Source organism: Candidatus Hydrogenedentota bacterium, assembly GCA_012730045.1.
Classification (GTDB): domain Bacteria; phylum Hydrogenedentota; class Hydrogenedentia; order Hydrogenedentales; family CAITNO01; genus JAAYBR01.
Genome location: JAAYBR010000012.1, coordinates 1 through 25491, shown reverse-complemented (window position 1 = coordinate 25491; position 25491 = coordinate 1). Strand labels below are relative to the sequence as shown.

Annotated in this window: 20 protein-coding genes; 9 read left to right on the top strand and 11 right to left on the bottom strand. The window is 68.7% G+C overall.

All coding sequences use genetic code 11. The annotated features are described in order from the left end of the window. Positions 1 to 364: 364 nt before the first annotated feature. Both GXY15_01300 and GXY15_01295 read right to left on the bottom strand, forming a co-directional pair. A complete protein-coding gene (locus GXY15_01300; GenBank protein NLV39850.1) occupies positions 365 to 904 on the bottom strand; it encodes a hypothetical protein in 540 nt (179 codons plus the stop codon). 195 nt (positions 905 to 1099) lie between these two features. Then, a complete protein-coding gene (locus tag GXY15_01295; protein ID NLV39849.1) occupies positions 1100 to 4753 on the bottom strand; it encodes a hypothetical protein in 3654 nt (1217 codons plus the stop codon). A 166-nt stretch (positions 4754 to 4919) separates the two neighbouring features. Here GXY15_01295 and GXY15_01290 point away from each other — a divergent pair, with 166 nt between their 5' ends. From GXY15_01290 to GXY15_01280, 3 genes are all read left to right on the top strand, one after another. Further along, the gene (locus tag GXY15_01290) at positions 4920 to 5816 is read left to right on the top strand and encodes a dihydrodipicolinate synthase family protein (protein NLV39848.1); all 897 of its coding nucleotides are present in this window, start codon (positions 4920 to 4922) and stop codon (positions 5814 to 5816) included. A 606-nt stretch (positions 5817 to 6422) separates the two neighbouring features. Beyond that, positions 6423 to 7706, top strand: a complete 1284-nt coding sequence (locus GXY15_01285; protein ID NLV39847.1) for a sel1 repeat family protein — start codon at positions 6423 to 6425, stop codon at positions 7704 to 7706. Positions 7707 to 7876: 170 nt separating this feature from the next. After that, the gene (locus GXY15_01280) at positions 7877 to 8179 is read left to right on the top strand and encodes a DNA polymerase subunit beta (protein NLV39846.1); all 303 of its coding nucleotides are present in this window, start codon (positions 7877 to 7879) and stop codon (positions 8177 to 8179) included. A 239-nt stretch (positions 8180 to 8418) separates the two neighbouring features. Here GXY15_01280 and GXY15_01275 read toward each other — a convergent pair whose 3' ends face one another. Genes GXY15_01275 through GXY15_01260 form a run of 4 tightly spaced genes read right to left on the bottom strand, consistent with a single transcriptional unit; the run spans position 8419 to position 13732 of the window. Next, positions 8419 to 9750, bottom strand: a complete 1332-nt coding sequence (locus GXY15_01275) for a twin-arginine translocation signal domain-containing protein (protein NLV39845.1) — start codon at positions 9748 to 9750, stop codon at positions 8419 to 8421. 25 nt (positions 9751 to 9775) lie between these two features. After that, positions 9776 to 11518 carry a hypothetical protein gene (locus GXY15_01270; GenBank protein ID NLV39844.1) on the bottom strand — a complete coding sequence of 581 codons (1743 nt, stop codon included), beginning with the start codon at positions 11516 to 11518 and terminating at the stop codon, positions 9776 to 9778. A gap of 19 nt (positions 11519 to 11537) precedes the next feature. Beyond that, on the bottom strand, positions 11538 to 12380 hold the full coding sequence (locus tag GXY15_01265; protein ID NLV39843.1) for a sugar phosphate isomerase/epimerase: 843 nt from the start codon (positions 12378 to 12380) through the stop codon (positions 11538 to 11540). Between the two features lie 26 nt (positions 12381 to 12406). After that, positions 12407 to 13732, bottom strand: a complete 1326-nt coding sequence (locus GXY15_01260) for an aminotransferase class I/II-fold pyridoxal phosphate-dependent enzyme (protein NLV39842.1) — start codon at positions 13730 to 13732, stop codon at positions 12407 to 12409. A 361-nt stretch (positions 13733 to 14093) separates the two neighbouring features. Between GXY15_01260 and GXY15_01255 the strand changes: the two genes are divergently transcribed. Further along, a complete protein-coding gene (locus GXY15_01255) occupies positions 14094 to 15290 on the top strand; it encodes a hypothetical protein (protein ID NLV39841.1) in 1197 nt (398 codons plus the stop codon). A 173-nt stretch (positions 15291 to 15463) separates the two neighbouring features. Here the strand turns inward: GXY15_01255 and GXY15_01250 are convergent, their stop codons facing one another. Beyond that, the gene (locus tag GXY15_01250) at positions 15464 to 18001 is read right to left on the bottom strand and encodes a dehydrogenase (GenBank protein NLV39840.1); all 2538 of its coding nucleotides are present in this window, start codon (positions 17999 to 18001) and stop codon (positions 15464 to 15466) included. Positions 18002 to 18162: 161 nt separating this feature from the next. Continuing rightward, positions 18163 to 18906, bottom strand: coding sequence for a hypothetical protein (locus GXY15_01245; protein NLV39839.1), 744 nt, complete (start codon positions 18904 to 18906; stop codon positions 18163 to 18165). A 158-nt stretch (positions 18907 to 19064) separates the two neighbouring features. On the opposite strand from GXY15_01245, the gene GXY15_01240 reads away from it, so the two are divergent. The 3 genes from GXY15_01240 to GXY15_01230 all read left to right on the top strand — a co-directional run bounded on the left by GXY15_01240 (position 19065) and on the right by GXY15_01230 (position 21427). Further along, the gene (locus tag GXY15_01240) at positions 19065 to 19421 is read left to right on the top strand and encodes a four helix bundle protein (GenBank protein ID NLV39838.1); all 357 of its coding nucleotides are present in this window, start codon (positions 19065 to 19067) and stop codon (positions 19419 to 19421) included. A 165-nt stretch (positions 19422 to 19586) separates the two neighbouring features. Next, positions 19587 to 20585 carry a hypothetical protein gene (locus GXY15_01235; protein ID NLV39837.1) on the top strand — a complete coding sequence of 333 codons (999 nt, stop codon included), beginning with the start codon at positions 19587 to 19589 and terminating at the stop codon, positions 20583 to 20585. Beyond that, the gene (locus tag GXY15_01230; protein NLV39836.1) at positions 20582 to 21427 is read left to right on the top strand and encodes a radical SAM protein; all 846 of its coding nucleotides are present in this window, start codon (positions 20582 to 20584) and stop codon (positions 21425 to 21427) included. Before GXY15_01235 ends, GXY15_01230 begins: the two co-directional genes overlap by 4 nt. Before the next feature lie 118 nt (positions 21428 to 21545). Here GXY15_01230 and GXY15_01225 read toward each other — a convergent pair whose 3' ends face one another. Together GXY15_01225 and ytxJ are read right to left on the bottom strand one after the other, a co-directional pair. Next, complete coding sequence (locus GXY15_01225) at positions 21546 to 21950, bottom strand: hypothetical protein (GenBank protein ID NLV39835.1); 405 nt, start codon at positions 21948 to 21950, stop codon at positions 21546 to 21548. Between the two features lie 262 nt (positions 21951 to 22212). Beyond that, positions 22213 to 22560, bottom strand: coding sequence for a bacillithiol system redox-active protein YtxJ (gene ytxJ, locus GXY15_01220; GenBank protein NLV39834.1), 348 nt, complete (start codon positions 22558 to 22560; stop codon positions 22213 to 22215). 92 nt (positions 22561 to 22652) lie between these two features. Between ytxJ and GXY15_01215 the strand changes: the two genes are divergently transcribed. Both GXY15_01215 and GXY15_01210 read left to right on the top strand, forming a co-directional pair. Beyond that, the gene (locus tag GXY15_01215) at positions 22653 to 23825 is read left to right on the top strand and encodes a Gfo/Idh/MocA family oxidoreductase (GenBank protein ID NLV39833.1); all 1173 of its coding nucleotides are present in this window, start codon (positions 22653 to 22655) and stop codon (positions 23823 to 23825) included. Positions 23826 to 23865: 40 nt separating this feature from the next. Next, on the top strand, positions 23866 to 24468 hold the full coding sequence (locus GXY15_01210; protein NLV39832.1) for a hypothetical protein: 603 nt from the start codon (positions 23866 to 23868) through the stop codon (positions 24466 to 24468). A 162-nt stretch (positions 24469 to 24630) separates the two neighbouring features. Here GXY15_01210 and GXY15_01205 read toward each other — a convergent pair whose 3' ends face one another. Further along, positions 24631 to 25212: a hypothetical protein gene (locus GXY15_01205; GenBank protein ID NLV39831.1), complete on the bottom strand. Its 582-nt coding sequence runs from the start codon at positions 25210 to 25212 to the stop codon at positions 24631 to 24633. Between the last annotated feature and the right edge of the window lie 279 nt (positions 25213 to 25491).

Below are 25491 nucleotides of genomic sequence, written 5' to 3'. Positions count from 1 at the left end.
TGCTGAAAGACACCGCCGCCGCCCGCCCGCCCCAGCCCTGCGACTTCACCTTCACCGACGCCGTCTCCGGCCTCGTCGAGGACATCCTCAACGGCCGCGCCAAACTCGTCCGAAGGAATGCCGCCGCGGAGTAAACGCGGCTCAGCGTCCTTTGCGTACTCCGCGCTCTCCGCGTTGGGTCTTCTTCCGGCACCGCGCATATGCCGGTAATCCGGAGGGAGGACTCATCGCAGAGCCGCAGAGGCCGCGGAGGAAAAAAGTGTCCGGAGGTTTCCTTCGTTCACCTCCGGATAGGGACGTTCTTCCCCTGCGGGGAAGCGGAACTCGCGCATGCAGGGGTGGCCATGGTCCATTCCAGACGGCGCTAAGCGCCCCGCGAAAGGGCAAAACACCTCTTGCATAGATCGAGAAACTCACTCCGCGCCTCGGCAGACCCAAAGGCCCTGTCCCGGATGACCAGAAGGGTGCCCGGCGTCCAGAGCTCTATCGCATTCCCCTGCTCGTTTACAGCGTTGACGCGCTTCCAAGCGATCACGGATTGAACCCCAAGCTGCCAGAATAGTATCTCCGATTCCCGTATTTCGACCTCGAATCTTATGGGCCCTTCGGTGTCAAGCTGTTCCCGAAAAAATCTTCGGAGCATCTTCTTTTCCAAAGGACGTAGGAGATACCCCGAAAGAAGGTAAAGCGCAGTGAAGAGCAGGGCGCAGAAGCCCCCTGCGGCCAAGCGGCCCCACAAAGCCCCACCGCCGATAATAGGTACCGTGAACCCGAATATTGCAGTGAAGAACAGGCCGAACAGGAAGAGAAGCCTAATGAAAGACTGGTGCGCCTTTGACCGCTCCCTGATACGAATGGCGGAGTCCACCACATCATCCAAGGTCGCATCATACGCCACTTTCATGCGTTCTTCCCCTTGCCACCAGGGCGATTGCTGTCCGGCGTGGAAACCAGCGGTGCCCGTTGGCGGGCGTCCACCCGCGCCCAGTATAGCACCGCACGAAACGGATCCGCAGGCAACGCCGCGGAGGGGAAGGAACTCCGGAGGAAGAGGCCAGGGGGAAGCCCGGCGGTCCCAGAGGGCTGCGGCCCGTGGTCGTTATGGTGTTGGGGCCTGGCCGATTTCGGTGGTGGTTTCCGCGGTGGCGCCGGTGAGGAGGTCGCGGACGCGGATCAGGCCCTTGGCGGGGCCGTCGCTGCGGGCGAGGGCGAAGTGGGCCTCGCCGGCGCCGGCGGGGCAGTCCACGTAACGGACGTTCCACGGGTGGGCGACGCCGCCGGGGAGGATCTCGACACGCAGGAGGCGGCGGCCCGCCGCGCCGCCTTTGCAGGTGACGGCGGCGCGCACCGTGAGCCGTCCCCCGGCGTTCACGAGGGAGGGCGCGTTGAGCGTCACTTTCGGTTCGGCGGCGGCAGTGCTGGCGAAGAGCGCCGCGCCGCCGGGCGCGAGCCGCACGGTGTGGCGGTGGGGCTTGGACACGCGCTCGCCCGCGAGCACGTCGAACACGGCCTCGTCCTTGCCGAACCCGGGCCGGACCTTTTGGGTATCGCCGCCGGGCCGCGCCAGCAGGGCGGTGAGCCGGGTGTCGCCGAAGCGGTAGTGCCGCACCTCGCCGTCGAAGTCCGCCAGCGGGTCCTCGGCCGGCAGCACCCCCGCCTCGGTGAGGAAGCCGCGCAGCAATTCCTCTTCGGGCAGAAGCCCTGCCTCCGCCGTCTCCGACACCGTGCGCGGGACGTGGTTCAGCAGCAGGGCCACCGGTTTCTCGTCGCGCCGCGCCACGAGCCACAGCGGGGTCTCGCCCGACTGCGCGCGGGGTTCGGCCCCGGCCGCAGTTAGCCCGGCCTCGACGGTCACGCCGCCGCCGGGGGCGGTGCCCGGTTCCATCCGGGCGTTGGCGCGCCGCTCCACGCCGAAGAGCGCCGCCAGCGGGGACGGGTCGGCGGGCACGCCGTGGCCGTCGGCGACGCCGGGCAGCAGGTCCGCGAGGAGCAGGCCGCCGCGTCCGGCGAAGCGCGCCGCCGCATCCGTCTCGGCGGGGGTCAGGGCCCGGCACAGCGGCAGGACCAGCGCGCGCACGGAGGGCTCCTCCAGCCGCGCGAGCCGCGCCCCGTCCACAAAGGCCCAGGGGACATGCAGCCGGTCCAGGGCTTCGGCCCAGGCCCGCTCCGCGTCCAGCGACGACCCCGCCCCGTTGAAGACGCCGGTGTGATAGCGCGACGCGTGGCTGGTGAGCACGAGCACCGCGGGCGGTTCCGGCTCCGCCGCGAGTAGCAGCATGCCGGGACCGTCGCGCAGGGCGTTCTTCCCGCGCAGCAGCGCCGCCACGGCGGGCGCGGGCGCGCGGTCGGGCGACAGCAGCGCGTCGGGGCGGGCGTGGTCCGCGTCGCCGAAGGGGGTGCCCAGCCAGAGCCCGGGCACCTGCCGGAGCAGGACATGCCACGCGAGCCATTCCGCGCGCGTTTCGTCGCCGAGGGCGGCGGCGTCGGGGAAGAGGACCCCCGTGGCCGCGCCCGGCTTGCGGAAGGACCGGAGCTTTTCCAGGGACAGGGGGTCGTACTCCGCCACGAGGAAATCCACGGCGTCGGACAGCCCGGGGATCCAGCCGCCCTGCACGGCGTTGCGTTCCGGCGGCGCGACGGCGCCGGTTTCCTTGTTGCGCCCGAGCTTCCGCACCTCCTCGGCCGCCGTGCGGTGGGTCTGCGCGAAAACCTGGTCCATAAAGCGCCGGAAATCCATCCAGGGCGCGGCGCGGCCCGCGGTCCGGGCCTGGTCCTCGTTCATCGGCGTGAAGGCCGCTCCCTCTGCGGCGTCGTTCCCCCACGCGGCGCGGGCGGCCTCCAGCGACCCGTACTCCCCGGCCAGCCACCGGTGGAACGCGTCCAGGGTTTCGGGGCTCTGGCAGACATTCTCCTCCGTGGTGGTCAGGCAGTTCGCGCCGCCCAGGGAGAAGCGCCCCGAGGTGCCCGCCCAGTGGAGCGCGGCGCCCTCGGCCACCCGCGTGCGGAGCGCGGCGAGACCTTCTTCATCGTGCAGGCAGGGCCGCCGGGCCAGCCCGCCGCCGGGTTCCGGCGCGAGGGAGGCCAGCTCCGGGAGGAAATCCATCCCCGCCAGCCCTGTCCGGACCAGCGCAGCCTCGCCGCCGGGGGCGTGCAGGGCGTCCACGCCCGCCGCTGCGAGGGCGCGGTAGGCCGCCTCCTGCGCGGGCTCCGCGGGCGCGGGGCCGAGGACCACGGCCTCGGGCCGCAGGGGGGGGCGCGGCGTGTTCACGGAGACATAGCGGTAGGCGCGCGGCGCGCGGAGCAGCTCCCAGCCCGAGACCTGGCCCCCCTCCCCCTCCACGGCGCACACCTCAATCTTCACCACCGGCGTGGCGGCGTCCACAAAGTGCAGCGCCAGCCCCACCTCGCCGCCGTCGTTGGACACCTGGCGCGACGCTTCGGCGAGCACGCGCTCCCACGGGTCCGTCGCCCGCGCGTGGACCGTGCAGGCGCGGTCGCCGCCGAGGACGGGCCGCACGCGGAGGGCGATGTTCAGCGTGTCGTTGGGCTGGAGGCCCGTCTTGTCGAAGCGCAGGTCGGAAAAGGACGGCCAGCCCTCGATCTCGAACTTCCGGGTGAACCAGTCCACCACTTTCCCATCGCGCAGCACGCGCGCGTCGAGGTAATAGAGCCCCGGCCCCATGACCATGTCAAAGACCCAGTCGGACGCCTCTTCGGGCAACGGCGCCGGGTCGTTGTGAATGATCTGCGCGGGGCTGCCGGGACGGCGCAGGCGCACCTCCACCGTCTCCCCGCCTTCGGAGGCCCCCTCAAACACGACGCGGAAGGGGCGCACCGGCGTGGGCGCCATGGAGTCGCGCATGGACTGCACATACTCCGGCGTGAAGTCGGGGGGAATCTCCTCCGGCGCGGGGCCCGCCGGGGCGGCGTCCTCCAGCGCCGCGATGCGCAGCCCGCCCCCGCGCCCCGCCGCCGTCCACACCACCCGCGCCGCGTGGGACCACAGGTTGTCCAGCAGCACGGGGTCCAGGTCCAGCGGGTCGGCGGGACCGTGCACCAGGAAATGCCCCGCCGCCGGGTCGCCGGAATACTCCACCACGACAACGCGCCCCGCGCCGTGCGCGAAGACCCGCTCGATTTCCATCCCGTCGCCCCAGTGCGCCAGCCCCGTGTCCTCCACGCCGTGGCGGACCGGGAAGGACAGGGGCTGCGGGTCCAGCGCGGACACCAAAACGTTGAACGCGCTGTCCGGCGCGTCGCGCAGCTGCGCGGCCACCAGTCCGGCCCCCTCCGCGACGCGGTCGAACAGGTCCTGCAGCACGTCCTCCGGGAGGATCGCCGTGTCGAGGTTGCCCAGGACCGCCACGTCCCAAGGGCGGCGGACCGCCTCACGCAGGCGGGCGGCCGTCTCCTCCGCCGAGGTGCCGGGCGGCGCGCCGCCGGGGGCCACGGGGTCGCAGCCCAGATGCCGCGCGTCCCACACCGCCACCGTCTCCGCGCTGATCTCCAGCCGCGCGGCCAGCGCCGCCACATCACCCGTCGTCTCGCGCGGCGCGACGGCCAGCAGGCGCACGGGGCCGCCGTCCAGCGGCAGCCCCCAGGGGGCCTCCACCGCCGGGGGCGGTCCGGCGGCCGTCTCCTGCGGGGCGGACCGGGGCTGGGAGATGGGCATGCCCGCCCACAGGGGCGGTGCGGCGCACAGGAGCGCCAGCGCCGCGCGGCGCAGGGCGCGGAAAGGGCGGTTGTGTGACATGGGTATCACGAAAAATCCCCGGCATTGACTCGGCCAATTCGGGGGGGATATACTCCGAAAGGCCGGGGTGCCGCATTCCGCAACGCCCCATCCACTATGGTACGGGCGCGCATGTGCGGCGCGCAACACCCGGAGACACCGGTTACCCCGGACAGGAGGCACCCCCATGGCCCGTTTGAAACTCGAAGGCGTCATTTCCGCCATGATCACCCCGTTCACGAAGGACGGCGAGTACGTGGACTACGACAAGGTCGGCCCGTTCGCCGAGCGCATGGTGGCCCTGGGCGCGAAGGGGCTGTTCCCCTGCGGCACCACGGGCGAGGGCATGCTCCTCTCCCCCGACGAGCGCCGCGAGATCGCCGAGGAGGTGGTCGCCACCATCGGCAGGAAGGCCAAGGTCATCGTGCACACCGGCTGCCTCGACACGGCGACCACCGTCGAGCTGACCCGCCACGCCCGCGACATCGGCGCGGACGGCGCGGCCATCGTCGCCCCGGGCTACTACGCCTACGACGACGCGTCCCTCGCCAAGTTCTACACCACCGTCGCGAAGGCCGTGGACGGCTTCCCGATCCTGATGTACAACATCCCCTCCTGCGCGCGGAACCTGCTCAGCGTGGACTTCGTCGTCCGCATGGCCGAGACGGTCGAGAACATCGTCGGCATCAAGGACAGCGGCGGCAGCATGGGCTACATCACCCAGCTCCTGGCGCGCGCGCCCAAGGACTTCATGGTCATCAACGGCGTGGACGAGTACGGCTACCAGGCGATCCTCGCGGGATGCCCCGCCGTCGTCTCCGGCCTGTCCAACGTGGTCTGCGACATCTACGCCGCCGTCTACAACCATCTGAAGAAGGGCGACATGAAGAAGGCGTGGCAGGAGCAGATCCGCCTCGAGCGCGCCTCCCGCATCTTTGAGTACGGCCGCAAGACGGCCACCTTCAAGGAGGGGTCCCGCATGCGCGGCTTCGACGCCGGCTACGTCCGCCCGCCCATGCGCGAGCTCACCGCCGCCGAGAAGAAGAAGCTCCAGAAAGACCTCGAGGAGCTCGGCGTCCTGTAGCCCCCGCCCGGGGAAAACACCGGGGCGCGCGGAGACCATCCGCGCGCCCCGTTTCTTTTTGCTGCCGCGCCCCGAAGCCGGGGCCTTGTGGAATGACCTGCAACCCCTGTTCAATTCATGATTCCCCGAAGGGGAAGAATATGAATAGCCGGAGGTGACCGAAGGGAACCTCCGGTTCACGGGCTCAGAAGAGCACAACCCCAAAAGGGGTTGAATGTGAACAGGAGCACGGAAAGGCATGCCGGGAACGCACATTCAACCCCTTTTGGAGACGCTTGCCTTGAATCGGTGGACTAACAGGCATCTAAACTGCAGCCGGAATCTCAAACTCCGCGCGAAGCCGACCACCGTGTTGCTTTTGTCTGCGCCAATTCCGTTTGCAGATGATCCCAGCTGCTGGCGCGTTCTCATGTCCGCGAGCGCCCGGCTTGTCCCCCAACGTTCTACAACGATTCGGGAAGGCGCGAATTTGTTGCAGAATATGGGAATGACTATAATCACGTCTTAACGTTGCGGGCGGGCATTTCCGTATTGATCGCCTTCTTTGGAGTGGTCTCCGTTGCCCGACACGCGCGTTCCGGAAGCTCAAAGAAGGGAGGGAACGGCATGATGCGCTTTGAAGAGGTCGTTCAGGCAGTGCGAACCAAGGCGGAAGCGGGCGATCCGGAGGCCCAGCATCTCATGGGTCTGGCATACGGCGGCAGCTGTGACGACTTCGACGGCGCCGCAGGCTGGATCCAAACAGCGATGGGCAAGGGGATTGTCCCCGTACAGGATGTATCCGAAATCCTGCAGGTTTCAGGTGCACGGGGCGCTGGAGACGAGCAGGAGACCGCCGGTTGGTTCAGACAGGCGGCGCGGCAGGGAACTGCACAAGCCCAGTGTGGCCCGGACAACGTGCATGACGATGGTGCCGACAAGGACCTGAACTACATCGACGCCGCACGCTGGCACAAGATGGCCGCCGATCAGGGCAATGCGGAGGCGCAGTTTGTGCTGGGGCTTGCGTATGAATTTGGCCTTGGCGTGAAACGGAGCAACGCCGACGCCATGCGGTGGCATACGAAGGCGGCCCAGCAGGGCCATGCGACGGCGCAGCTCCAGCTGGGACTGATGTATGCCCGGGGCCAGGGCGTGAAACGGGATGACATCCAGGCCGCGCGTTGGTTTAGGGCAGCGGCGGAACAGGGGGTCGCAGGGGCGCAGAATTCCCTGGGGACGATGTATTTACAGGGTCTGGGTGTCGGGCAGGACGATGTGGAAGCCGTGCGTTGGTACAGAAAGGCGGCTGATCAGGGGGATATGACGGCCCAGTACAATCTCGGCATGGTCTACCATGGTGGTTTCGGCGTGGAAGAAGACGATCCCGAGGCCGCTCGCTGGTACGAAAAGGCGGCAGAGCAGGGCCATGCGGAAGCCCAGCATCTTCTGGGGTCGATGTACGCGCGGGGCGAGGGTGTGACGCGGGACCAAGCCGAGGCCGCACGTTGGACCAAGAAGGCGGCGGAACAGGGCCTTGCGAGAGCGCAGAATGATCTGGGGGTGATGTACACACAGGGCGCGGGCATGAAGCAGGACAACGCCGAGGCTGTGCGCTGGTTTGGGATGGCGGCTGAACAGGGCGACAAGAAGGCCCAGTACAATCTTGGGGTGATGTACCATGCAGGCGTTGGCGTGCGGGAGGACCACGCGGAAGCCGCACGCTGGTACAGGGAAGCCGCCGATCAGGGCCACGAGGATGCCCGACAAAATCTGGAGGAGCTTCTGCAGTCAGCCCCCCCCGCCACCGGACATGACCATCTCAAAACCGCGCCCGGGTCCGGAAAAGCGGGGGGGAGCGCGTTTGTGCGGTCTGTTCTCGGATTCTTCAAATCAGGCCATCGCAGGTAGGGACAGGCCCGCCCCGGGCTCCGCGGGACAGAACAATCCCCGCCGTGTAGCGGTAGCCGGAATTGCTTCTCCCCGGCGGGAGCATAGGCTACCGTGCCGCCCACAGGCTCACCTCGTAAGATAACCCGCCATTGCCCGGGGGTGGTGGGCTGGGGCAAGGAGACCGTGCCATGAACGCGCAGGTTCATCTGGACCCGGAGTTTCTGGAGGCGTTTTGCCGCCGGTGGAAGATCAGGGAGCTGTCCCTGTTTGGCAGCGCCCTCCGGGACGATTTCCGGCCCGACAGCGACCTCGACTTCCTCGTGAGTTTCGATCCGGCGGCCGCATGGGACCTGTTCGACCTGGTGGCGATGAGGGAGGAGCTGGAGGGGCGGCACGGCCGCCCCGTGGATCTTGTCGAAAAGGAGGCCCTCCGGAACCCGTGGCGGAAGCGCGAGATACTGCGGACCCGCGAGGTGATTTATGCCGCCTGATCCGCGGGACAAGGCGAAAAAGGTCTGATTGTCCGGACTGCGCCGAGGCACCGACAGCAGCGCCGGGGCGCGCCCTGTCTTGGTCCCCCCTTCAGGGGGGGGCGGTTCGCGGGAGCGAACAGGGGGATGTTCCGGAAAGGGAGCCATGGCGCCAACCCTAAGAACATCCCCCGTCCGCGAAGACGCGGCCACCCCCCTGAAGGGGGGACCAGGGATATTCACCCTTCTGCCACAGGCCCCTACGCGAGGCTCTTGCGGTTTGCCCAGACCTTTTCGAAGGCCGCGGCGTACTGCTCGACGAGTTCGGGCTGGTCGGAGGTGAAGTAGGCGAGCTGCACGGCCTCGCGGTTGGCCTGGTCGCAGCCTGGGACGGCCTGCGGCAGGACGGGCATGTGCCGCCACCACTTGTTCTCGGTGAACACCGGATAGGTGTGGAGCAGGGTCCAGGTGTAGACCAGGATGTCCACGCCCTCGGCGGCCAGCGCCTTCACCAGCGCCTCGCGCGGCGCGCCCGCCTTCTTCTCGTCAATGAACAGGAGGTTCTTGGAGTAGTAGACGCGGGAGACGTCGGGCCGGCAGCGCGGCACCTCGAGGCCCGGCAGCTCGGCCAGCCGCGCGTTGAGCTTCGCCATCTGGGCGACGCCCGCGGCATTGCGCGCGTCGAGGTCGCGCAGCTGGACGCGGGCGAGGATGGCGGACACGGGGTGCATGCGCAGTTTGGATCCGAGGGCCGTGCCCTGGTACTTGCGGTACTCGCTGTCCTCGGGGAAGGTGCGGGGCAGGTCGTAGTTGCCGTAGGTGGTGGCGAGCTCGTAGTCGTTCCGGTTCTTGTAGGTGGCGATGCCGCCCTCGATGGAGGGGAGCGGCTTGGTGCCCTGGAGGCTGAACCCGGCGATGCGGCCCCAGTTGCCGATCCAGGTGTCCTTCACCTTCGCGCCGTGGGCGTGGCTGGCGTCCTCGAGGATGTCTATGCCGTTCTCCGCGCCGAAGGCGCACAGCTCGTCCAGGTCGCAGGGGAGCCCGTACCAGTGGACGGCGAGGACGGCTTTGGTCTTCGGGGTGAGGGCCTTCTTCGCGGCCTCCAGGTCGAGGTTCATGGTGCGGGGGTCCACGTCCACGAACACGGGCACGAGGCCGAAGAAGCGCATGGGCACCACGGGGAACCAGGTGCTGTAGTCGGGCACGATGATCTCGCTGCCCTCGGGGTACTGGAGGGCGAAGAGCATGGACGTGAGCGCGCTGGTGCCGTTGCAGTGGGCCTTGGCGTGGGGGCAGCCGAAATGCGCCTTCCACGCCTCCTCAAACTCCGCCACAGGCGCGTAGTCGGGGGCCTGCAGGAGCTTTGCGACCAGGCCGGTCTCCTCGTCCCCGAAGAGGGGCCACTTGGTGGCGGCGGCGCCGGCGGCCGTCACGGCCTTCGGCCCGCCGTTCAGCGCGAGGGTCTCGCTCTTGGCGGCGGCGGTGCGGGGCATGCCCGCCACGCCCGACGCGGCGATGCCCGCGCCGAGGGCGCCCGCGGTCTTCAAGAAGTCGCGGCGGCTCGTGTTTCCGTTGGTGTTTCCGGATTCCATGGGTTCATCCTCCACAGGTTGTTGTTCAGCGGGCGCGGGCAAAGGCGAGGGCCGCGCCGATTCCGGCAAGCCCCCCGCCGATGGCCACGTTCAGGAAAAGCACGAGGCCGCCGCCGAGCCACGGCGTGACGGCCAGCAACAGCAGCCCGACAGGCAGCACGGCGGCCCCCACGATGCGGAAGGGGGACTCGGCCGAGCCCTCGCCGTGGTGGTCCTCGGGCAGGGAGCCGATGGGTGCCTCGAGGCGCGCCAGGAACGCCGCCGTGCGCTCCATCGCGGCCTGTCCCGCGGGAAGCGCCGCGGACACCACGGCCATGACCACCCAGGTCACGAGGGCCGTGGCGAGAAACATGACGATCTCCATCTTGAGCGCCAGGGGCCCGAGGGAGAGGTCCTCGGTCCCGGGGTTCCACGAGAGCCCCGCCATCTGGAAGGCGGGCATCTTGGAGACGGCGTAGAGGCCGAGGCCGGCGGCCAGGCCGAGCAGGAACCCGGCGACGGCGGAGGCGTTGGTGTAGCGTTTGGACACGAGTCCGAGGAGCATGGGCACGGCCACGGGCGCGGTGGCCACGCCGAAGAGGGTGACCATGGTGCGGAAGAGCCCCTCGCCGCTGCCCCGCGCGATGAGGAGCGCCGCGCCCAGGGCCACCACGCCGATGATCGCCGTCGCCACACGCCCGACAAACACCAGCTCGCGCTGGCCCGCCCCGGGCCGGAGGAGCCGCCGGTAGACGTCCGTGGTGAGCACGCCCGCGCACACGTTGTAGTCGCCGCTGAGGGTGGACATGGTGGCGGCGAACATGGCGGCCACGGCCAGCCCCAGCATGCCGGGGGGCAGCAGGTGCGTGCAGAGCAGGGGGTAGACCTGGCTGGCGTCCTCCAGGGGGGGCAGGAATCCCCGCGCGGCGATGGCGGGGAAGAACATCATCGGCGGGCCGACGACATAGAGCGCCATGACCAGCGCGCCCACCTTGACGGCGTCGCGCTCCTTCGGCACGCAGTAGTAGCGCTGGATGAGGGACCAGTTGATGCTGCTCCAGGCGAGGGCGTACAGCGCGACCAGCGGGAGGATGTAGCCCCACCCGAACTCCGGCGCGGTCAGGCGGAAGAAACCCTCCGGGGCGTTTTCGAAGATGGCGCCCAGCCCCCCCGCCCGCACCACCGACATGGGCAGGATGATGACGATGGCCGCCGTGAGCACGACGAACTGGATGAAGTCCGTCACGGCGACGGCCCACAGGCCGCCCATGAAGGTGTAGGCCAGGATGAGCGCCCCGGCGGCGACGATGCTGACGGTCTTGTCCATGCCCGCGCACACGGAGATGAAGGTGCCCGTGGCCACCAGCTTGATGCCGTCGTCAATCATGCGGACGGGCAGGCCCTGCCACGCGAAGAGCTGGCGGAGCAGGGGGCTGTAGCGGGTCTCCAGGTACTCCACCGGGCTCTCCACGCGCGCCCGGCGCCACCGCGCGGCGAAGAAGAGCACGCCGAAGAGCGTCGCGGGCACGGCCACCCACAGCAGTGTGACGCCGACCCAGCCGTGGCGGTAGCACAGGGAGGGGTAGAAGACGAAGGCGGCCACGCTGAAGCTGCTCATGTAGAAGGACACGCCGCTGAGCCACCAGGGGATCTGGTTGCCCCCGCTGAAATACTGCCTCACGCCCTTCATGCGGCTGTAGAACCAGACCCCAATGCCGAGCATGATCACAAAATACCCGAGGACCATGAACCAGTCGGGGCCCGCCATTCCCGCCGCGTGCTTCTCCATGAAAAACTCCGTTGGTTGGTCAGTCAAACCCGCCGAGGGACCGCACATAGGCCACCGAGTCGGCGATGGCCTGGAGGGTCTGCTCCCGCGTCAACTCCACGCCTTTCGTGCCCTCGAACTCGATGGTCACGGGGCCCGCGTAGCCGCTTTCGCGGAGCAGGGCGGTGACGGCCTGGAAGTCCACCACGCCCTTCCCCGCCACGGGGAAGTCCCAGGTCTCGAAGGCCCCCGTGTGGTCCTTGAACTCCACGGTCCGCACGAACGCGAGGCTCTTCTTCAGCTCCGCCAGCGCGTCCGTGCCCTTGTTGTAGTAGGTGATGTTGGCCGTGTCGAAGTTCACGCGCACGTTCGGGTGGTCCACCGCCTTCATGGTCTCCCCCTGGAGGTCCCCGTTCGTCCCGAGGGGCGGATGGGTCTCCAGCGTGAGGGTAACACCATGCTTCTTCGCGGCGTCCCCGGCGGCGCGGAGCCGCGCGACGACCTCTTCGTGGGGCGTCTCGCCGGGCTTCGCGCTGAGGAAGAGGTATTTGACCCCCATCTTTTCGCAAACCGCGAGCTGCGGTTCCAGCGCCGCGGCGCCGTCGGCCTTCGTCAGGTCCAGCTCGCCGCGGAACACCGGCACGTCCAGCCCGTGGGCCTTCAGCTTCGCCATGAGGGCGTCCGCCTCCTCCGGCGCGGGCACCTGCATGAAGACATGCCTCACGCCGATGGACTTCAGGTGCTCCCAGGCGTCGTCCTGCCATTGCCCGTAGCTCATGAGGCGCACCGCCAGCGGCCACTTCGGCGCCGCATCGTCCGCCGCCGCCGCCAGCCCGCACGCCAGCACCGCCGCCAGGCACAGCACAAACCGCATCCTGCCCATCTTCCCGCTTCTCCTGTTGTTCCCGCTCAGGCGGTCAGTTCTTTCCGGTGCGCCCAGACCTTCTCGAAGGCCGCGATGTACTGGTCCACCAGCTCCGGCATCTCCCGCGTGAAGTACGGCAGGGCGATGCCCGTGTTGTTCGCCGCCGTGCTGCCGGGCAACTCGGGGATCACGGGGAGGTGGTGCCACCACTCCGGCTCGCGGTAGACCGCCAGCTCGTGCTGGAGGGTGTAGTAGTGCGCCGACGCGCTCACGCCCTCCGCCGCCAGCGCCTTCACGAGCGCCGCGCGGGACGCGCCCGCCTCCTTCTCGTCCACGGACAGCATGTTCCACGCGTAGTAAAGCCGCCGCATGTCCTTGCGGCCGCTGGTCTGCTCGTAGAGGCCGGGGAGCTGCGTCAGGGCGTCGTTTAGCCGCCGCACCTGTTTCGCCCCCGCCTCGTTGCGGTCCTCCAGGCCCTTGAGCTGGCAGCGGCCGAGGGCGGCGGAGAAGGGGTGCATGCGGAACTTGAGGCCGAGGCCGGAGCTCTTGTACTTCCAGTAGGGGCCGTCGGGGTCCACGCCCGGCAGGTCGTAGTTGCCCAGCGCCGTCGCCCGCTCGTAGTCCTCCTTGGACTGGTACACGCCCATGCCGCCCTCGATCATCGGCAGGGGCTTGCTCATCTGGTAACTGAAAATGGACATGCGGCCCCAGGTGCCCATGTACTTGTCCTTCAACTTCGCGCCGTGGGCGTGGGCCGCGTCCTCCAGCACGATGAGCCCCTTCTCCTCCGCCCATTCGCAGATGGCGTCCATGTCCGCCGGCAGGCCGATCCAGTGGACCGGCAGCACGGCCTTGGTGTTCGGCGTGAGCCGCTTCTTGGCGTCCTCCAGGTCGAAGTTCAGCGTGCGCGGGTTGATGTCCACGAACACCGGCACCAGCCCGAAGAAGCGCATGGGCATGATGGTGGCGAAAAAGGTGTAGCTGGGCACCATGATCTCGCTGCCCGGCGGCAGGTTCAGCGCGCAGAACATGGACGCGAGGGCCGACGTCCCGTTGCAGTGCGCCATGGCGTACGGGACGCCGAGGAACGCCTTCCAGTCGCTCTCCAGCTCGCGCAGGGGGTCGTAGTTCGGCGCGTGGAGCATCTTGAGGATGGCCTCCTCCTCCTCCTTGCCGTAGCGCGGCCAGGTGGTGCCGTCCGTGTGCGGCGCCGTCACCGCCTTCGGCCCGCCGTTCACCGCCAGCGTCTCCGCGGCGGCCCGCGCCATCGTGTGGCCGCCCAGCGCCAGTCCCGCCGTGAGCGCGCCCGTCGTCTTGATGAAATCCCGGCGCGTGCCCCATCCCCGGTCCTGCGTCTCTTTGCTGTCCATCTCGCGGCCCTTTCCTGTGCTGTGCCCGCGCGGACCGGGAGGAACGGACACACCCCGGCCCGCAATCAATCTACTATAGGTTGTGGGGGCCCTTTTTTCAAGCCCCGGGGGGCGCTGGAGCGGCGGAAGGGCGGGGGACGGGATCAGGTGCGTCATGCGAACCCTCAGGAAGAAGAGGGCGCGGCAAGCGGCGCCCCTACGTCCGCATACCCAAGGGGCAGGCATGCAGGGGCGCCGCTTGCCGCGCCCTGGAGCGGACGCATGGGCCGTCGCTTGTCCGGCGATCAGAGGGACGCTGGAGCGGGGGAAGGGCGCTCTGGTAGGCTTTTCCCCGGACCACGCCGAAAGGACACCCGCTTCCATGGACGACGGCATCCGCCTGTTTGCCCTGCCGGAACCCCCGGCCCGCGATTTCACGGCGCACAACGAGCGGTCCCGCGCGCTGTGGGACGCCTTTGCGAAAAACACGAACCCCCGCGCGCCCGTGCGGCTGAACACCAACCCGCGCATGCTCCTGCTGGACCCGCGCCACAACACGCGGGGAGTCTCCTACCGCGACTACATGACGGACCCCGACCTCATGGGGCAGGCGGTGCTGGAGTGGAACTACTGGGTCCGCTTCCTGCTCCCCGGCGACCACGAGAAGGGACTGCCGGAGGTGTGGCGGGTTCATGTGGACTTCGAGAACGTCTACGACGCCGCGTGGTTTGGCGCACCCGTGGAGTACCACGCGGACCAGGTGCCCTACGCCGCGCCCCTGCTTGGGGAGGACACCAAGCGGGCGCTCTTCGACCGGGGGATTCCGGACCCCTTCGGCGGGGAGTGGGCGGAGCGCGCCCTGCGCTTCCTGGAGCATTTCCAGCGGAGGAGCCGCGCCGGCTGGACCTTTCTCGGGCGGCCCGTGGAGGTCATGCCCCACGCGCCCTTCGTCAACTTCGACGGGGCCTTCACGGCCGCCGCCAGCCTGCGCGGGCCGACGGAGGCCTGCATGGACCTCCTGACGGACCCGGACTACGCGGGCGAGCTGCTGGACTTCGTCACGGAGGCGGTCATCGCCCGCATCCGCGCATGGCGCGGGTATCTCGGCCTGCCGCCGGTGTGGGACGACTACCTGACGGCCGACGACTCGGTGGAGATGCTCTCCGTGGAGCAGTACCGGGAGTTCATCCTCCCGCGCCACCGCGCGCTCTATGACGCCCTCTGCCCCGCGGGCCGGCGCGGCATCCACCTCTGCGGCAACGCCCAGCGCCTCTTCCCCGTGCTGAGGGACGAGCTGAACGTCACCAACTTCGACACGGGCTTCCCCGTGGACTTCGCGCGGTTCCGCGCCGAGATGGGCCCGGAGGTGCAGCTCAGCGGCGGCCCCCGCGCGCCGCTGTTTGTGGAGGCGGACCCCGCGCCGCTGCTGGAGGAGACGCGCCGCATCCTCGCGTCCGGCATCCTCCAGGGCGGCCGCTTCATTCTCCAGGAGGGCAACAACCTGCCCCCCCGCGCCTCCCTCGACCATTGCGCCGCCTTTTACCGGCTGGGCTGCGAGGCGGGGGGCATACCGGGGTAAACCCGCGCGGGCAAGCCCGGGCGAAGAACGGCGGCGGCAGGCTGCCGCACTCCAAGGCGCCGCGCGCTCTGCGACCCCGGGGAACGATGGGGGCCGCGGGGGAAAAGAACATCCCCCGGAGCGGCGGATGCGCGCTCCGGGGGACCGTGTTGCCCGGGAACATGTCGCCGGGGTCAGATGCCCTGGCGGTTGAGGGCGATCATCTCTTCGGGGGTGCGGGCGATCTTCGGCGTGTAGCCCGGCAGGGGCCGGATCTGCTGGTGGTACGCGTCGAGGAAGCTGAAGGCCTGCGGGAAGTAGGCCCCCTCCATCTCGGCGGGCGGCACGATCCAGTTGTGTGCGCCGACGACGCACACCGGGGCGTCCAGCTCGTCGAAGGCGATCTGGCTGAGCTGCCCGGCGATGGTGTGCAGGTAGCTGCCGCGCTCGCAGGCGTCGCTGGCCACGATGATCTTGCCGGTCTTCTTCAGTGACTCGACAACGGGCCCGTAGTTGAAGGGCACGAGGGTGCGCCCGTCAATGACCTCGACGCTGACGCCGAACTCCTGCTCGAAGCGTTTCGCGGCGTCCATGGCGCGGTAGAGCGTGGCGCCGAAGGTGAGGATGGTCAGGTCGGTGCCGGCCTTCATCACGGCGGGCTCGCCGAGCGGCAGGGTGTAGTACCCGGCGGGCACGCCGCCGGGCTGGAACACCTCCACCTGGTTGTACAGGCGCTGGCTCTCGAAGAAGACGACGGGGTCGCTGCCGCGCATGGCCGACGCCAGCAGCCCCTTGGCGCTGTACGGCGTGGCCGGGAAGACGACCTTGAGGCCCGGCACGTGCGCGCAGAGCGCGGTCCAGTCCTGGGAGTGCTGGGCGCCGTATTTCGCGCCCACGGACACGCGCAGCACGATGGGCAGCTTCAGAATGCCCGCCGACATGGCCTGCCACTTGGGCATCTGGTTGAACACCTCGTCGCCCGCGCGCCCCATGAAGTCGCAGTACATGAGCTCGACCAGGGGCCGCGCGCCCTCCATGGCCGCGCCGACCGCCGTGCCGACGATGGCCGCCTCGGAGATGGGCGAGTTGAAGAGCCGGTGGTAGGGGACGGTCTCGCTGAGGGTCTGGTACACGGCGAAGGCGCCGCCCCACTCGCGGTTTTCCTCGCCGTAGGCGATGACGCGGGAGTCGTTGGCGAAGTGGTGCAGCACCACCTCGAAGAGGGACTCGCCGAGGGTGACCGCCTTGGTCGCCTTGAGGACCGAGCCGTCGTCGGCGATGCCGCTGCGGGACTTCTTGGCGATGGCCTTCGCGCGGGGGTTCTCGTCCACGGGCAAAAGCATGTCCTCCTTGCGGGCGAGGCCGGGCAGCTCCTTCTCCTCCACGTTGGAGAAGAGCAGCTGCGACACGCCGGCGTGCGGCGTGAGCACCATGCGCGGGCTGACCGCGTCGCTCGCGGCGAGGCGGCAGGCCTTGGTGACCTTGCGGGCGGCGTACTCGCGGATTTCGGCGAGCTGGTCCTCCGTGGCCAGGCCCTCGGCGGTCAGCTTGCCCGCGAACTCCACGAGCGGGTCCACGGCGCGCCACAGGTCAATCTCGTCGCGCTCGCGGTAGGCCGACTGGTCGCTCGGCGAGTGGCCCGACTGGCGGTAGCACAGCACGTCGAGGAACACGGGGCCGTCGCCCTTCTTGATGACCTCCAGCTTGCGCCGGTAGGCGTCGGCCAGGGCGAGCGGGTTGTTCCCGTCCACCACCTCGGCGTGCATGTTCTCGGGGTTGAGCGCCGCGCCCACGCGGGCCAGCCGGTCGAAGCCGGCCGTCTCGCCGATGGGCTGGCCGCCCATGCCGTAGAAGTTGTCCATGAAGTTGTAGATGATGGGCAGTCCGCCGCGGGCGACCTCGGGCCACAGGGTCTTGAACTGCGCCATGGACGCGAAGCCGAGGGCCTCCCACACGGGGCCGCAGCCGATGGACGCGTCGCCGATGTTGGCCACGGCGATGCCCTTGAGCCCGGCGATGCGCTTGTAGAGCGCCGCGCCCGTCGCGATGTCCGCGCTGCCGCCCACGATGGCGTTCGCCGGATACACGCCGAAGGGCGGGAAGAAGGCGTGCATGGAGCCGCCCATGCCCTTGTTGAACCCCGTCTCGCGCGCGAAGATCTCGGCCAGCAGCCCGTAGAGCAGGAAGTCCACCCCGCGCTCCTCGGACTCGCCCGTCGCCAGCGCGGGCTTCTTCTTCCCCGCCGGGGTCAGCGACAGCCCCGTCCAGTCGGGCTCGTTCGCCTCCACCACCTTCAGGGTCGCGCCGCCGAAGTAGGACGTCATGATCCCCTCCAGCCCGCCGCCCGCCAGATCCTGCACCGCCCGCAGCCCCTTCGCGATGAACTCGCCGTGGCTGCGGTGGCTGCCGTAGACGTGGTCGTCCACCGTGAGGTGGAGCGCCTCGCCGACCGCCGCGCCCTCCTGGCCGATGCTCAGGTGCGCCGGGCCCGCGTGGCTGTACTCGATGCCCCGGTAGGCGCCCAGCTTCTTGATGTTGTCGAGCATGGTCTCGAACTCGCGGATCAGCGCCATGTCGCGGTACACGCGCAGGCAGGTCTCCAGCGTGACGTCGGAACCCGACTTGATCTCGTCGCTGACGGTGCTCTTGTAGGCGTTAACGGGGATTTCCCGGATTTTCAGCGTGGCGTGTTGGCGCACCTTCTCCGGAACCACCATGATCTTCTTGGGCATCGCAGGTATTCCTATGCCGGCGGTTGGTGAATGGGGGCCCGGACGCGGCCTCGCGGCGCCCTGTCCGGGCGTGGTCTGTCCGCTTGCCGGCGGGCGGCGGCAGACGGCGGCCAGTATACCACACGCCTGTGCGAAGTGCGAAATACCGGACGGCGCCGCGCTCACTGCGGCGGCCCGGAGACGCCGTGCTCTTCGGGAAAACGCGCCCGGAGAAGGTGCTCAAGCATCCGCACCGTGTCCTCCGGATCGGCCCACTCCAGGCCGAAACCTTCGAGGGCGGCGCGGGTCCGGCGGCCGACAATGCCGTCCACCGGGCCGGGGGACGCGCCCAGCCGGATGAGCGCGGTCTGGACGAGGCCCTCCCGCTGGCGGGCGCCAAGACGCGGCGCGCGGAGGCCCACGGCCAGCAGGGCGCTCTCCACCATCACCCGGCGCGCGGGAACGCCCTGGACCGCGCCGTCAGGCGTCGCGCAGTACGCCCGGACCAGCGCGTGGCTGCCGGGCCGCTCGAAGTGCCACGCCTCGAGGGAGGTGGCGCAGGGAGTCTCGATGACCGGCACAACGCCGTGGGGCGCGGCCAGCCGCCAGAACTCCGCGAGCGGCATCCGCAGCGCGGCGAGGTCGAGATCAAAGGCGCGGCCCGCCTCGTGGAGGCTCTGTCCGGCGGGCGGGCTGAAAGCGCGCTTGCGGCCCGACTTCCAGTCGGCGTGGGCGCGGTCCTGCATCTCCGCCGAACGGAACAGGTCGGAAAGCCGCAACGCGCCCCCGCGCCGGGCCACTTCGGCATCGAGGGCAAGCAGCGCGTTGCGGAGGTCCGGGGCGCACCATGCCATGCGCGCGGGCAGCGGCGCGGGCGCGCCGTTGCGGGTGTAGATCGAGGCGATGGGAAGGGGGACTAGAGACATGTGTTGACCTTTCGCGTCTGGAGTCTGGAGTCTGGAGTCTGGAGGAAGAAAAGAGGGCGCGTGAAGGGATAGCAGACGTAGGTGACAAACGAAATCGCTTCGTGCTAACGTCTTATCGTGGGACCGTTGGGAACGTTTGAACAGTGGGAGTTGGGAGCATGCGTGATCATCGAAAACTGCGGGCGTTTGAGCTGGCCGACGCCTTGGTGCTCGCGCTGTATCAGGCGACGAAAACGTTTCCCCGGGAGGAACTGTTCGGCCTGACCAGCCAGCTTCGCCGCGCTGCGGTGTCCATCGCCTCCAACATCGTGGAGGGATGCGGCCGCAATTCGGAGGCGGACTTTGTTCATTTTCTCCACATGGCGTATGGCTCATCCCGCGAGGTGGAGTACCAAGTCAGCCTCGCCCGCCGGCTGGGCTATCTTGGGACTGAAGACGCCGGTGCGCTCGAAGCACAATCCGAGGAGGTGTCGAAGGTTCTCAACGGACTCATCCGCTCCTTCCGCCCCGCCTGACTCTTCCCTCTTCCCTCTTCCCTCTTCCCTCTTCCTCCAGACTCCAGACTCCAGACTCCAGACTCCAGACTCACTACTCCGCGCCCCGCGTTTCACGCGGGAGTGTTTCCCCGGGGCGGCGCGTTATGGTTCAATGTTCCCCCGGAACCAAAGGAGACGCGCATCATGGGATTTGCCGAGGACCGCTATGAACGCATGAAATACCGCCGCTGCGGGCGGAGCGGGCTGCTGCTGCCGGCGGTTTCGCTGGGGCTGTGGCACAATTTCGGGACGCGGGCGGACCATGACGCGTGCCGCGCCATGCTGCGGACGGCGTTTGACCTGGGGGTCACGCATTTCGACCTCGCGAACAATTATGGCCCGGAACCGGGGGGCGCGGAGGAGCGGTTCGGGCGCATCCTGAAGGAGGATTTCGCGGCGCACCGGGACGAGCTGATCATCTCGACGAAGGCGGGCTACCGCATGTGGCCGGGGCCCTACGGGGAATGGGGCAGCCGGAAGTATCTGCTGGCGAGCCTGGACCAGTCGCTGCGGCGCATGGGCCTCGACTATGTGGACATTTTCTACTCGCACCGGCCGGACCCGGACACGCCGCTGGAGGAGACGCTGTCGGCGCTGGAACAGGCGGTGCGCCAGGGCAAGGCGCTCTATGCGGGCGTGAGCAACTACCGCGGCCCGCGCTTCCTGGAGGCGGTGCGCATTATGCGGGAGCGCGGGTGGGCCCCCGTCACCATCCACCAGCCGCGCTACAACCTGTTCGACCGGTGGATCGAGGACGACCTGCTCGAGCACACGGCGGCGGAGGGCACGGGCGTCATCGTGTTCTCGCCCCTCGCGCAGGGGCTCCTGTCGGAGAAGTACCTCGACCCGGCCGTGCCGATCCCGCCGGTGTCGCGGGCGGCGGACCCCGACGGCTATCTGCGCCCGGACCAGGTGACGCCGGCGCGGGTGGACCAGGCGCGTCGGCTGTCGGCGGTCGCCAAACGGCGCGGGCAGTCGCTGGCGCAGGCGGCGCTGTCGTGGGTGCTGCGCGACCCGCGGGTCACGAGCGCGCTCATCGGCGCGCGCACACCTGAACAAATCCGGGAGTGCGTGGCCGCGCTGGACGGCCCGGCGTTCACGCCGGAGGAGCTGGCGGAAATGGACGGCATCGCCCCGAAATGAGTGGTATACTTCCGCGCGACATGCCCGAAGCCCCGCTGCAATACCCCCCCGTCCCCGGCGCGGAGCGCCGCATAGCCGTTGTGTTCCTGCACGGCGGCTGCGCCATGCGCTGCCTCTTCTGCGTCTCCGGCACGGCGCTGGAGGGCATGACCCCCGCGTTGTTCGAACGGACCCTGGACCTGCTGGACGAGCGGGGGTTTGGAGAAGTGGTCATCGGCGGCGGGGAACCCACGGAATGGCCCCATGACTGGCGCGCGGCGGCCCGCGCGGCGAAGGCGCGGGGGTTCCTGGTGCAACTGGGCACGAACGGACGGCTGCTGCCGCCGGGCTATCCGGGGTTCGACGCCGTGGACCGCTATGTGCTCCCCCTGGACGGCGCGGCGGCGGAGACGCACGACCGGCTGCGGCCGTCCGGCGGCCGGGCGGGGGAAAGCCACCACCGGCTGATCCTGCGGCGGCTGGAGGAGCTCCGCGCCGCCGGGCGCGAGGTGACGGTGTCCACGGTGGTGAACGCCCTCAACGTGCGGGAAATCGGCGGGATCGCGGCGCGGCTGAACCGCCATGTGGAAGACGGCGGACGGCTGCACGCCTGGCACCTGTACCGCTTCCTGCCGGTGGGCCGCGGCGGCGCCCGCCACGCGGCGGAACTGGCCCTCTCGGGGGCGGCCTACGACGCGGCCGTGGCGCTGGCCCGCGCGGCCGCGCCGGACCTCACCATCTACAAGCGCCCCGACATGCGGCACTCCCGCACCGTGGACTTTTTCTGGAGCTGCGGGGGGGCCATTGTCGCGGGCAGCGAGGTCTGGGGGGACACCCCTGCCGTCCGCGCCGAAGAGGCCTGAGCGCGGCTTGAAAACCTGACAATATGACCATCAGGTGGTCATATTGTAACCACGAGATGGCGGGGCACCGGGCGGCCCAGTGGGCCTTCGGCCGGGGCCGACCACTTTCCGCCGTCTCCTACAGGCGGTCCAGGTCGAGCACTTCGCCCTCGTTGAGGTCGTCGTGGTCGTAGAACTCGCGCTCGTACCATTCGCGCCAGGAGGCCGCGTACAGGCTGACCCACTCAAACTTGGCGGTCATGCCGAGGTCGCGCTGCTCCTCCATGGAGCGCAGGAACTTGTGCTTGTAGATCTGCTCGGCCTGCCGCTCCAGCATCCGGCGCTGGCGCCACTCGCGGTACCGCTGGGCGTAGCGCTCAAACCAGTCGGCGGCGGCGCCGTCCCAGCCCACGTCATAGCCGCGTTTCTGGGACAGGAAGTACTTGTGGGCCTCGATGTGCAGGCGCTCGGCCTCGTTGCGGGGGACGCAGTAGTCGGCGAGCACCACAGTCTCCGAGGAACAGGTGGTGATCAATGCGCTCATCGTCTTCTCCGGTTGTCCAACCAATCATGCAAGTATGAATGAAGCCAATTAAATACCCGCTGACGGCGCACCCCCGGGTTTCCGGGGATTTCGCCCTTCACCGAGTCATTAAGGTTCTACCACAACTGGTAACCGATGTCAAGAACTTTATGCTTTGCCACCTCTTGGGTTGGATGAGAAAAGTGCCACAACATATGGCGCTTGGGCCGGGCCGGAAGAGAAGAGGTGAATTCGGCTCCTTACAGGACTGTTTGTCAATGAATTACTCCGGGATGCCCCGTGTTTCCACCCCGTCCAGCGCCTCCCCCGTGATCGCCCCGTGGGAGGCGTGCCAGAACGGCCGGCCCGAACGGCACAGAAAGGCCTGTGGTGAGGCGTGGGAAACCCCCAGCCGTTCGGACAGATAATTGGAAACCGCACGGCACTCCACCACGTTGACCCGCGCGGCGGGCGGGGCATCGTCCCCCTTCGCCGCCAGCCAGGCCTCGGTGCGCCGGAGGGCGGCGGCGGAAATGGGGCACCGGGTGCTGTGCTTGAACACCAGCACGGGCGCGTCGCCGTGCCGGACCAGAAAGGCCTCGGCGGCCTCGGGGGTGGTCAACTCTTCCATGGGGTCTCCTGTTTCCGTTTGTAAACAAGCAAGGAGGCGTGCATAATCCGGAGAGGGGCGGGGCGCCGCCCCGGAACCGAAAGGAGCAGACCATGGCACTGAGCCGGCGCGGGTTTCTGGGGGCGGCGGGCATGCTGGCGGGCGGGCTGGCCCTGGGGACGGAGGCACCGCCGAAGAAGTTCCGGATTTGCGTCATCGGCGACACGAAACTCGGCGGTTTCGGCCATGACCTTCACCGGGCGTGGGAAACGCGGACCGATGTGGAGATCGTCGGCCTGAGCGACCCCGACGAGGCGGGCCGCGCGAAGCGGGCCGCCGAGTGCGGCGCGGCGCGCACCTATGCGGACCATGTGGAGATGCTGGAGAAGGAGCGGCCCTATCTGGTGACGGTGTGCCCGCGCTCGCCGGTGCGGCACCGGGACTATCTGCTGGCGGCGGCGGCCGTGGGGGCGCACGGGTTCATGGAAAAGCCCCTGGCCGTGGACCTGGCCGAGGCGGACGAGATGGCGGCGGCCGTGGCGGCGAAGGGCCTGAAGTGGTCCATCGCGTTCAACTGGGGCCTCGTCGCGGAGGTGCGGCACGCCCTGAAGCTTGTGGGGGAGGGGCTCATCGGCGACCTGATGGAAATCCGCGCGCGGGGCAAGGAGGACCACCGCTCGGGCGGCGAGGACCTGGTGGTGCTGGGGCCCCACCTGTTCGACCTGATGCGCCGCTTCGCCGGGAACCCGCGCTGGTGCCAGGCCACGGCGCTGGTGAACGGAAAACCCGCCGTGCGCGCGGACATCCGCGAGGCGACGGAGCCCCTCGGACCCGTCGTCGGCGACACGATTCAGGCGGTCTTCGGCTTCGACAAGGGAGTCACGGGCTCCTTCACCAGCCTGCGCAACTCCGCAAAGGGCGGCAACCGCTGGGGGCTGGACCTCTACGGCACCGGGGGCATCCTCTCCATCCGCATGGAGCGCAAGCCCTACGTTCCCTACATCCGGGTGCTGCGCGGGCCCCTCTGGTTGACGGACGCGGAGAACGGCGCGGCATGGGAGTTCCTGCCCGGCGCGCCGGTCACCACCCTCACCAACGCCTCCGCCGACCGCTACGCCCCCCTGACGGACGACCTCCTCGCCGCCACTTGCGAATACCGCGCCCCCGCCGTGAGCCTCGACGACGGCCGCGCCGCCCTCGAGATGGTCTCCGCCGTCTTCGCGTCGCATGTGGCCGGTGCCCGCGTGGAGTTCCCGTTGAAGGAACGGAAACACCCGCTGGGCTGAGGGGGGGGAGAACATGGGAAGCATGGGAGGTATGGGAAGTATGGAAGAGACGGGGACGGCGGACGCGGGAAAAGAGGATGGTTGGCTCGCGCGGGAGTTGCGCGCGGAGATTCCGCCCGGTCTGTTGCGATGGTGTTTGGTGCCTGTCGTTGTCGTTGTCGGACTGTGGTGTGGGATAATCATCGGCACCATGACGCTCATCGGCACAAGATACCCTGTGACGATTGTGGCCGGGGTTTTCATGGAGGAGGACACCGCCGGTGCCTGCGGATTGGCTGCGGGAATCATAGTGGCAGCCGTCACGGGTCTGTGGACCTGGGTGGGGCTTGTCGTGTTGTTCACGGCTCCCAAATACAAGCGCATTGTCAATGCGGTCTTCTGCGCGGCGGTGGCGGGGTGCATCATCGTCGCTATTTGGACCAATCCCGCCCCGAAGCCCGGGACTGGATCCGGAGCCGGCCTCCTCCCCTCTTCCGCCCCCCTGCTCGTGGTCGCACTGGTCTTTGTGGGGATGAACGCGTGGCTGCGCCACGCGGCGCGCAAAGGGCTGCCGTCACCGCTGAAGCTGCTGACCCCCAAGACCGCACGCATGAAAGATCCCCCTCCGCTGCCCGGCGGGGAGTCCGGGGAGGAGTCGCCGTAGTCCCGGGACACGGGAGAGGGGCAACCGGTCCGCCACGCGCGGGGAGAGCGCCAAAATCCCCCGGTGACCCCGGCGTTGCACAGCGCGAAGCGCCTTGGAGTGCGGTAGCTTGCTGCCGCCTTTCTTCGCGTGGGCGTGCCCGCGCGGGGGCGGGAGGACACCTCACACCTCGAAGTCGTCCACCACGTTCACACGTCCATACCCAAACGACGCAACCTTTCTCCTGAACGCATCCTCCGCGTTCTGGGAAAACCATGCCGCAGAGCAGTGGGGGTAGTTCTCCGCGCATGCCACCACGCCATGTTTCACCGGGTTGTTGTGCGTGTAGTTGAGGCGCGCGAAATAGCTGCGCTCATAGGAAAGCACAGTGTCCCAGTACTGAAACCATACTTTCCGTCCGGGCGCTCCATCCAGCCGGTTGAGCTCCCGTGCCGACAATGAATGCGCACGCTGCACCAGCGAACACAAGGGGGCTCCCCCTTCCTCGCCGGGGGCTGCCGCCACGAGGTGATAATGATTGGGAAACACAGCCCATGCCTGGGGCCGCCAGCCGACCTCGTGCAGCACGCCGAGCAGGGTGTCCTGCAGAAGGGACAGGCGTTCTTCCCCGCGGAAGTAAGGCTCCTTGCGCAGGGTTGCCGCTGTGGTCATGTGGGCCCGGTTGGGCGTGAACCGGTGAACGGGGGCGTGATGCCAGTCCGACCAGAGGGGTGAAGGGGTGTTCTTCCTGTCTTCCGAAGTCATGCGCAAGAATCCTGAGAAACGGCTCCCACGGCGTTGTTGGGAGAATATCACGATCGCGGGCCAAACCGGAAACGCCGGTCTGGAAGGCGCAAGCGAGCTTGCGCACTCCAAGGCGCGCTCCGCGCGCGTCGTGAGAGGCCGACACACACACCCTCACAGCCCCGGCGTTGCACAGCGCGAAGCGCCTTGGAGTGCGGTAGCTTGCTGCCGCCTTTCTTCGCGTGGGCTTGCCCGCGCGGGGGCGGACGCGAAACGACGATAGCCGCGCATTTCCCCAAG

Coding starts and splice junctions, on each gene's coding strand:
- GXY15_01215 (NLV39833.1), top strand. CDS start 22,653: ATGGCACTGAGCCGGCGCGGGTTTCTGGGGGCGGCGGGCATGCTGGCG.
- GXY15_01260 (NLV39842.1), bottom strand. CDS start 13,732: ATGGACAGCAAAGAGACGCAGGACCGGGGATGGGGCACGCGCCGGGAT.
- GXY15_01230 (NLV39836.1), top strand. CDS start 20,582: ATGAGTGGTATACTTCCGCGCGACATGCCCGAAGCCCCGCTGCAATAC.
- GXY15_01275 (NLV39845.1), bottom strand. CDS start 9,750: ATGGAATCCGGAAACACCAACGGAAACACGAGCCGCCGCGACTTCTTG.
- GXY15_01280 (NLV39846.1), top strand. CDS start 7,877: ATGAACGCGCAGGTTCATCTGGACCCGGAGTTTCTGGAGGCGTTTTGC.
- GXY15_01245 (NLV39839.1), bottom strand. CDS start 18,906: ATGTCTCTAGTCCCCCTTCCCATCGCCTCGATCTACACCCGCAACGGC.
- GXY15_01285 (NLV39847.1), top strand. CDS start 6,423: ATGATGCGCTTTGAAGAGGTCGTTCAGGCAGTGCGAACCAAGGCGGAA.
- GXY15_01250 (NLV39840.1), bottom strand. CDS start 18,001: ATGCCCAAGAAGATCATGGTGGTTCCGGAGAAGGTGCGCCAACACGCC.
- GXY15_01290 (NLV39848.1), top strand. CDS start 4,920: ATGGCCCGTTTGAAACTCGAAGGCGTCATTTCCGCCATGATCACCCCG.
- GXY15_01225 (NLV39835.1), bottom strand. CDS start 21,950: ATGAGCGCATTGATCACCACCTGTTCCTCGGAGACTGTGGTGCTCGCC.
- GXY15_01300 (NLV39850.1), bottom strand. CDS start 904: ATGAAAGTGGCGTATGATGCGACCTTGGATGATGTGGTGGACTCCGCC.
- GXY15_01270 (NLV39844.1), bottom strand. CDS start 11,518: ATGGAGAAGCACGCGGCGGGAATGGCGGGCCCCGACTGGTTCATGGTC.
- GXY15_01205 (NLV39831.1), bottom strand. CDS start 25,212: ATGACTTCGGAAGACAGGAAGAACACCCCTTCACCCCTCTGGTCGGAC.
- GXY15_01265 (NLV39843.1), bottom strand. CDS start 12,380: ATGGGCAGGATGCGGTTTGTGCTGTGCCTGGCGGCGGTGCTGGCGTGC.
- GXY15_01295 (NLV39849.1), bottom strand. CDS start 4,753: ATGTCACACAACCGCCCTTTCCGCGCCCTGCGCCGCGCGGCGCTGGCG.
- GXY15_01240 (NLV39838.1), top strand. CDS start 19,065: ATGCGTGATCATCGAAAACTGCGGGCGTTTGAGCTGGCCGACGCCTTG.
- GXY15_01255 (NLV39841.1), top strand. CDS start 14,094: ATGGACGACGGCATCCGCCTGTTTGCCCTGCCGGAACCCCCGGCCCGC.
- GXY15_01235 (NLV39837.1), top strand. CDS start 19,587: ATGGGATTTGCCGAGGACCGCTATGAACGCATGAAATACCGCCGCTGC.
- ytxJ (NLV39834.1), bottom strand. CDS start 22,560: ATGGAAGAGTTGACCACCCCCGAGGCCGCCGAGGCCTTTCTGGTCCGG.
- GXY15_01210 (NLV39832.1), top strand. CDS start 23,866: ATGGAAGAGACGGGGACGGCGGACGCGGGAAAAGAGGATGGTTGGCTC.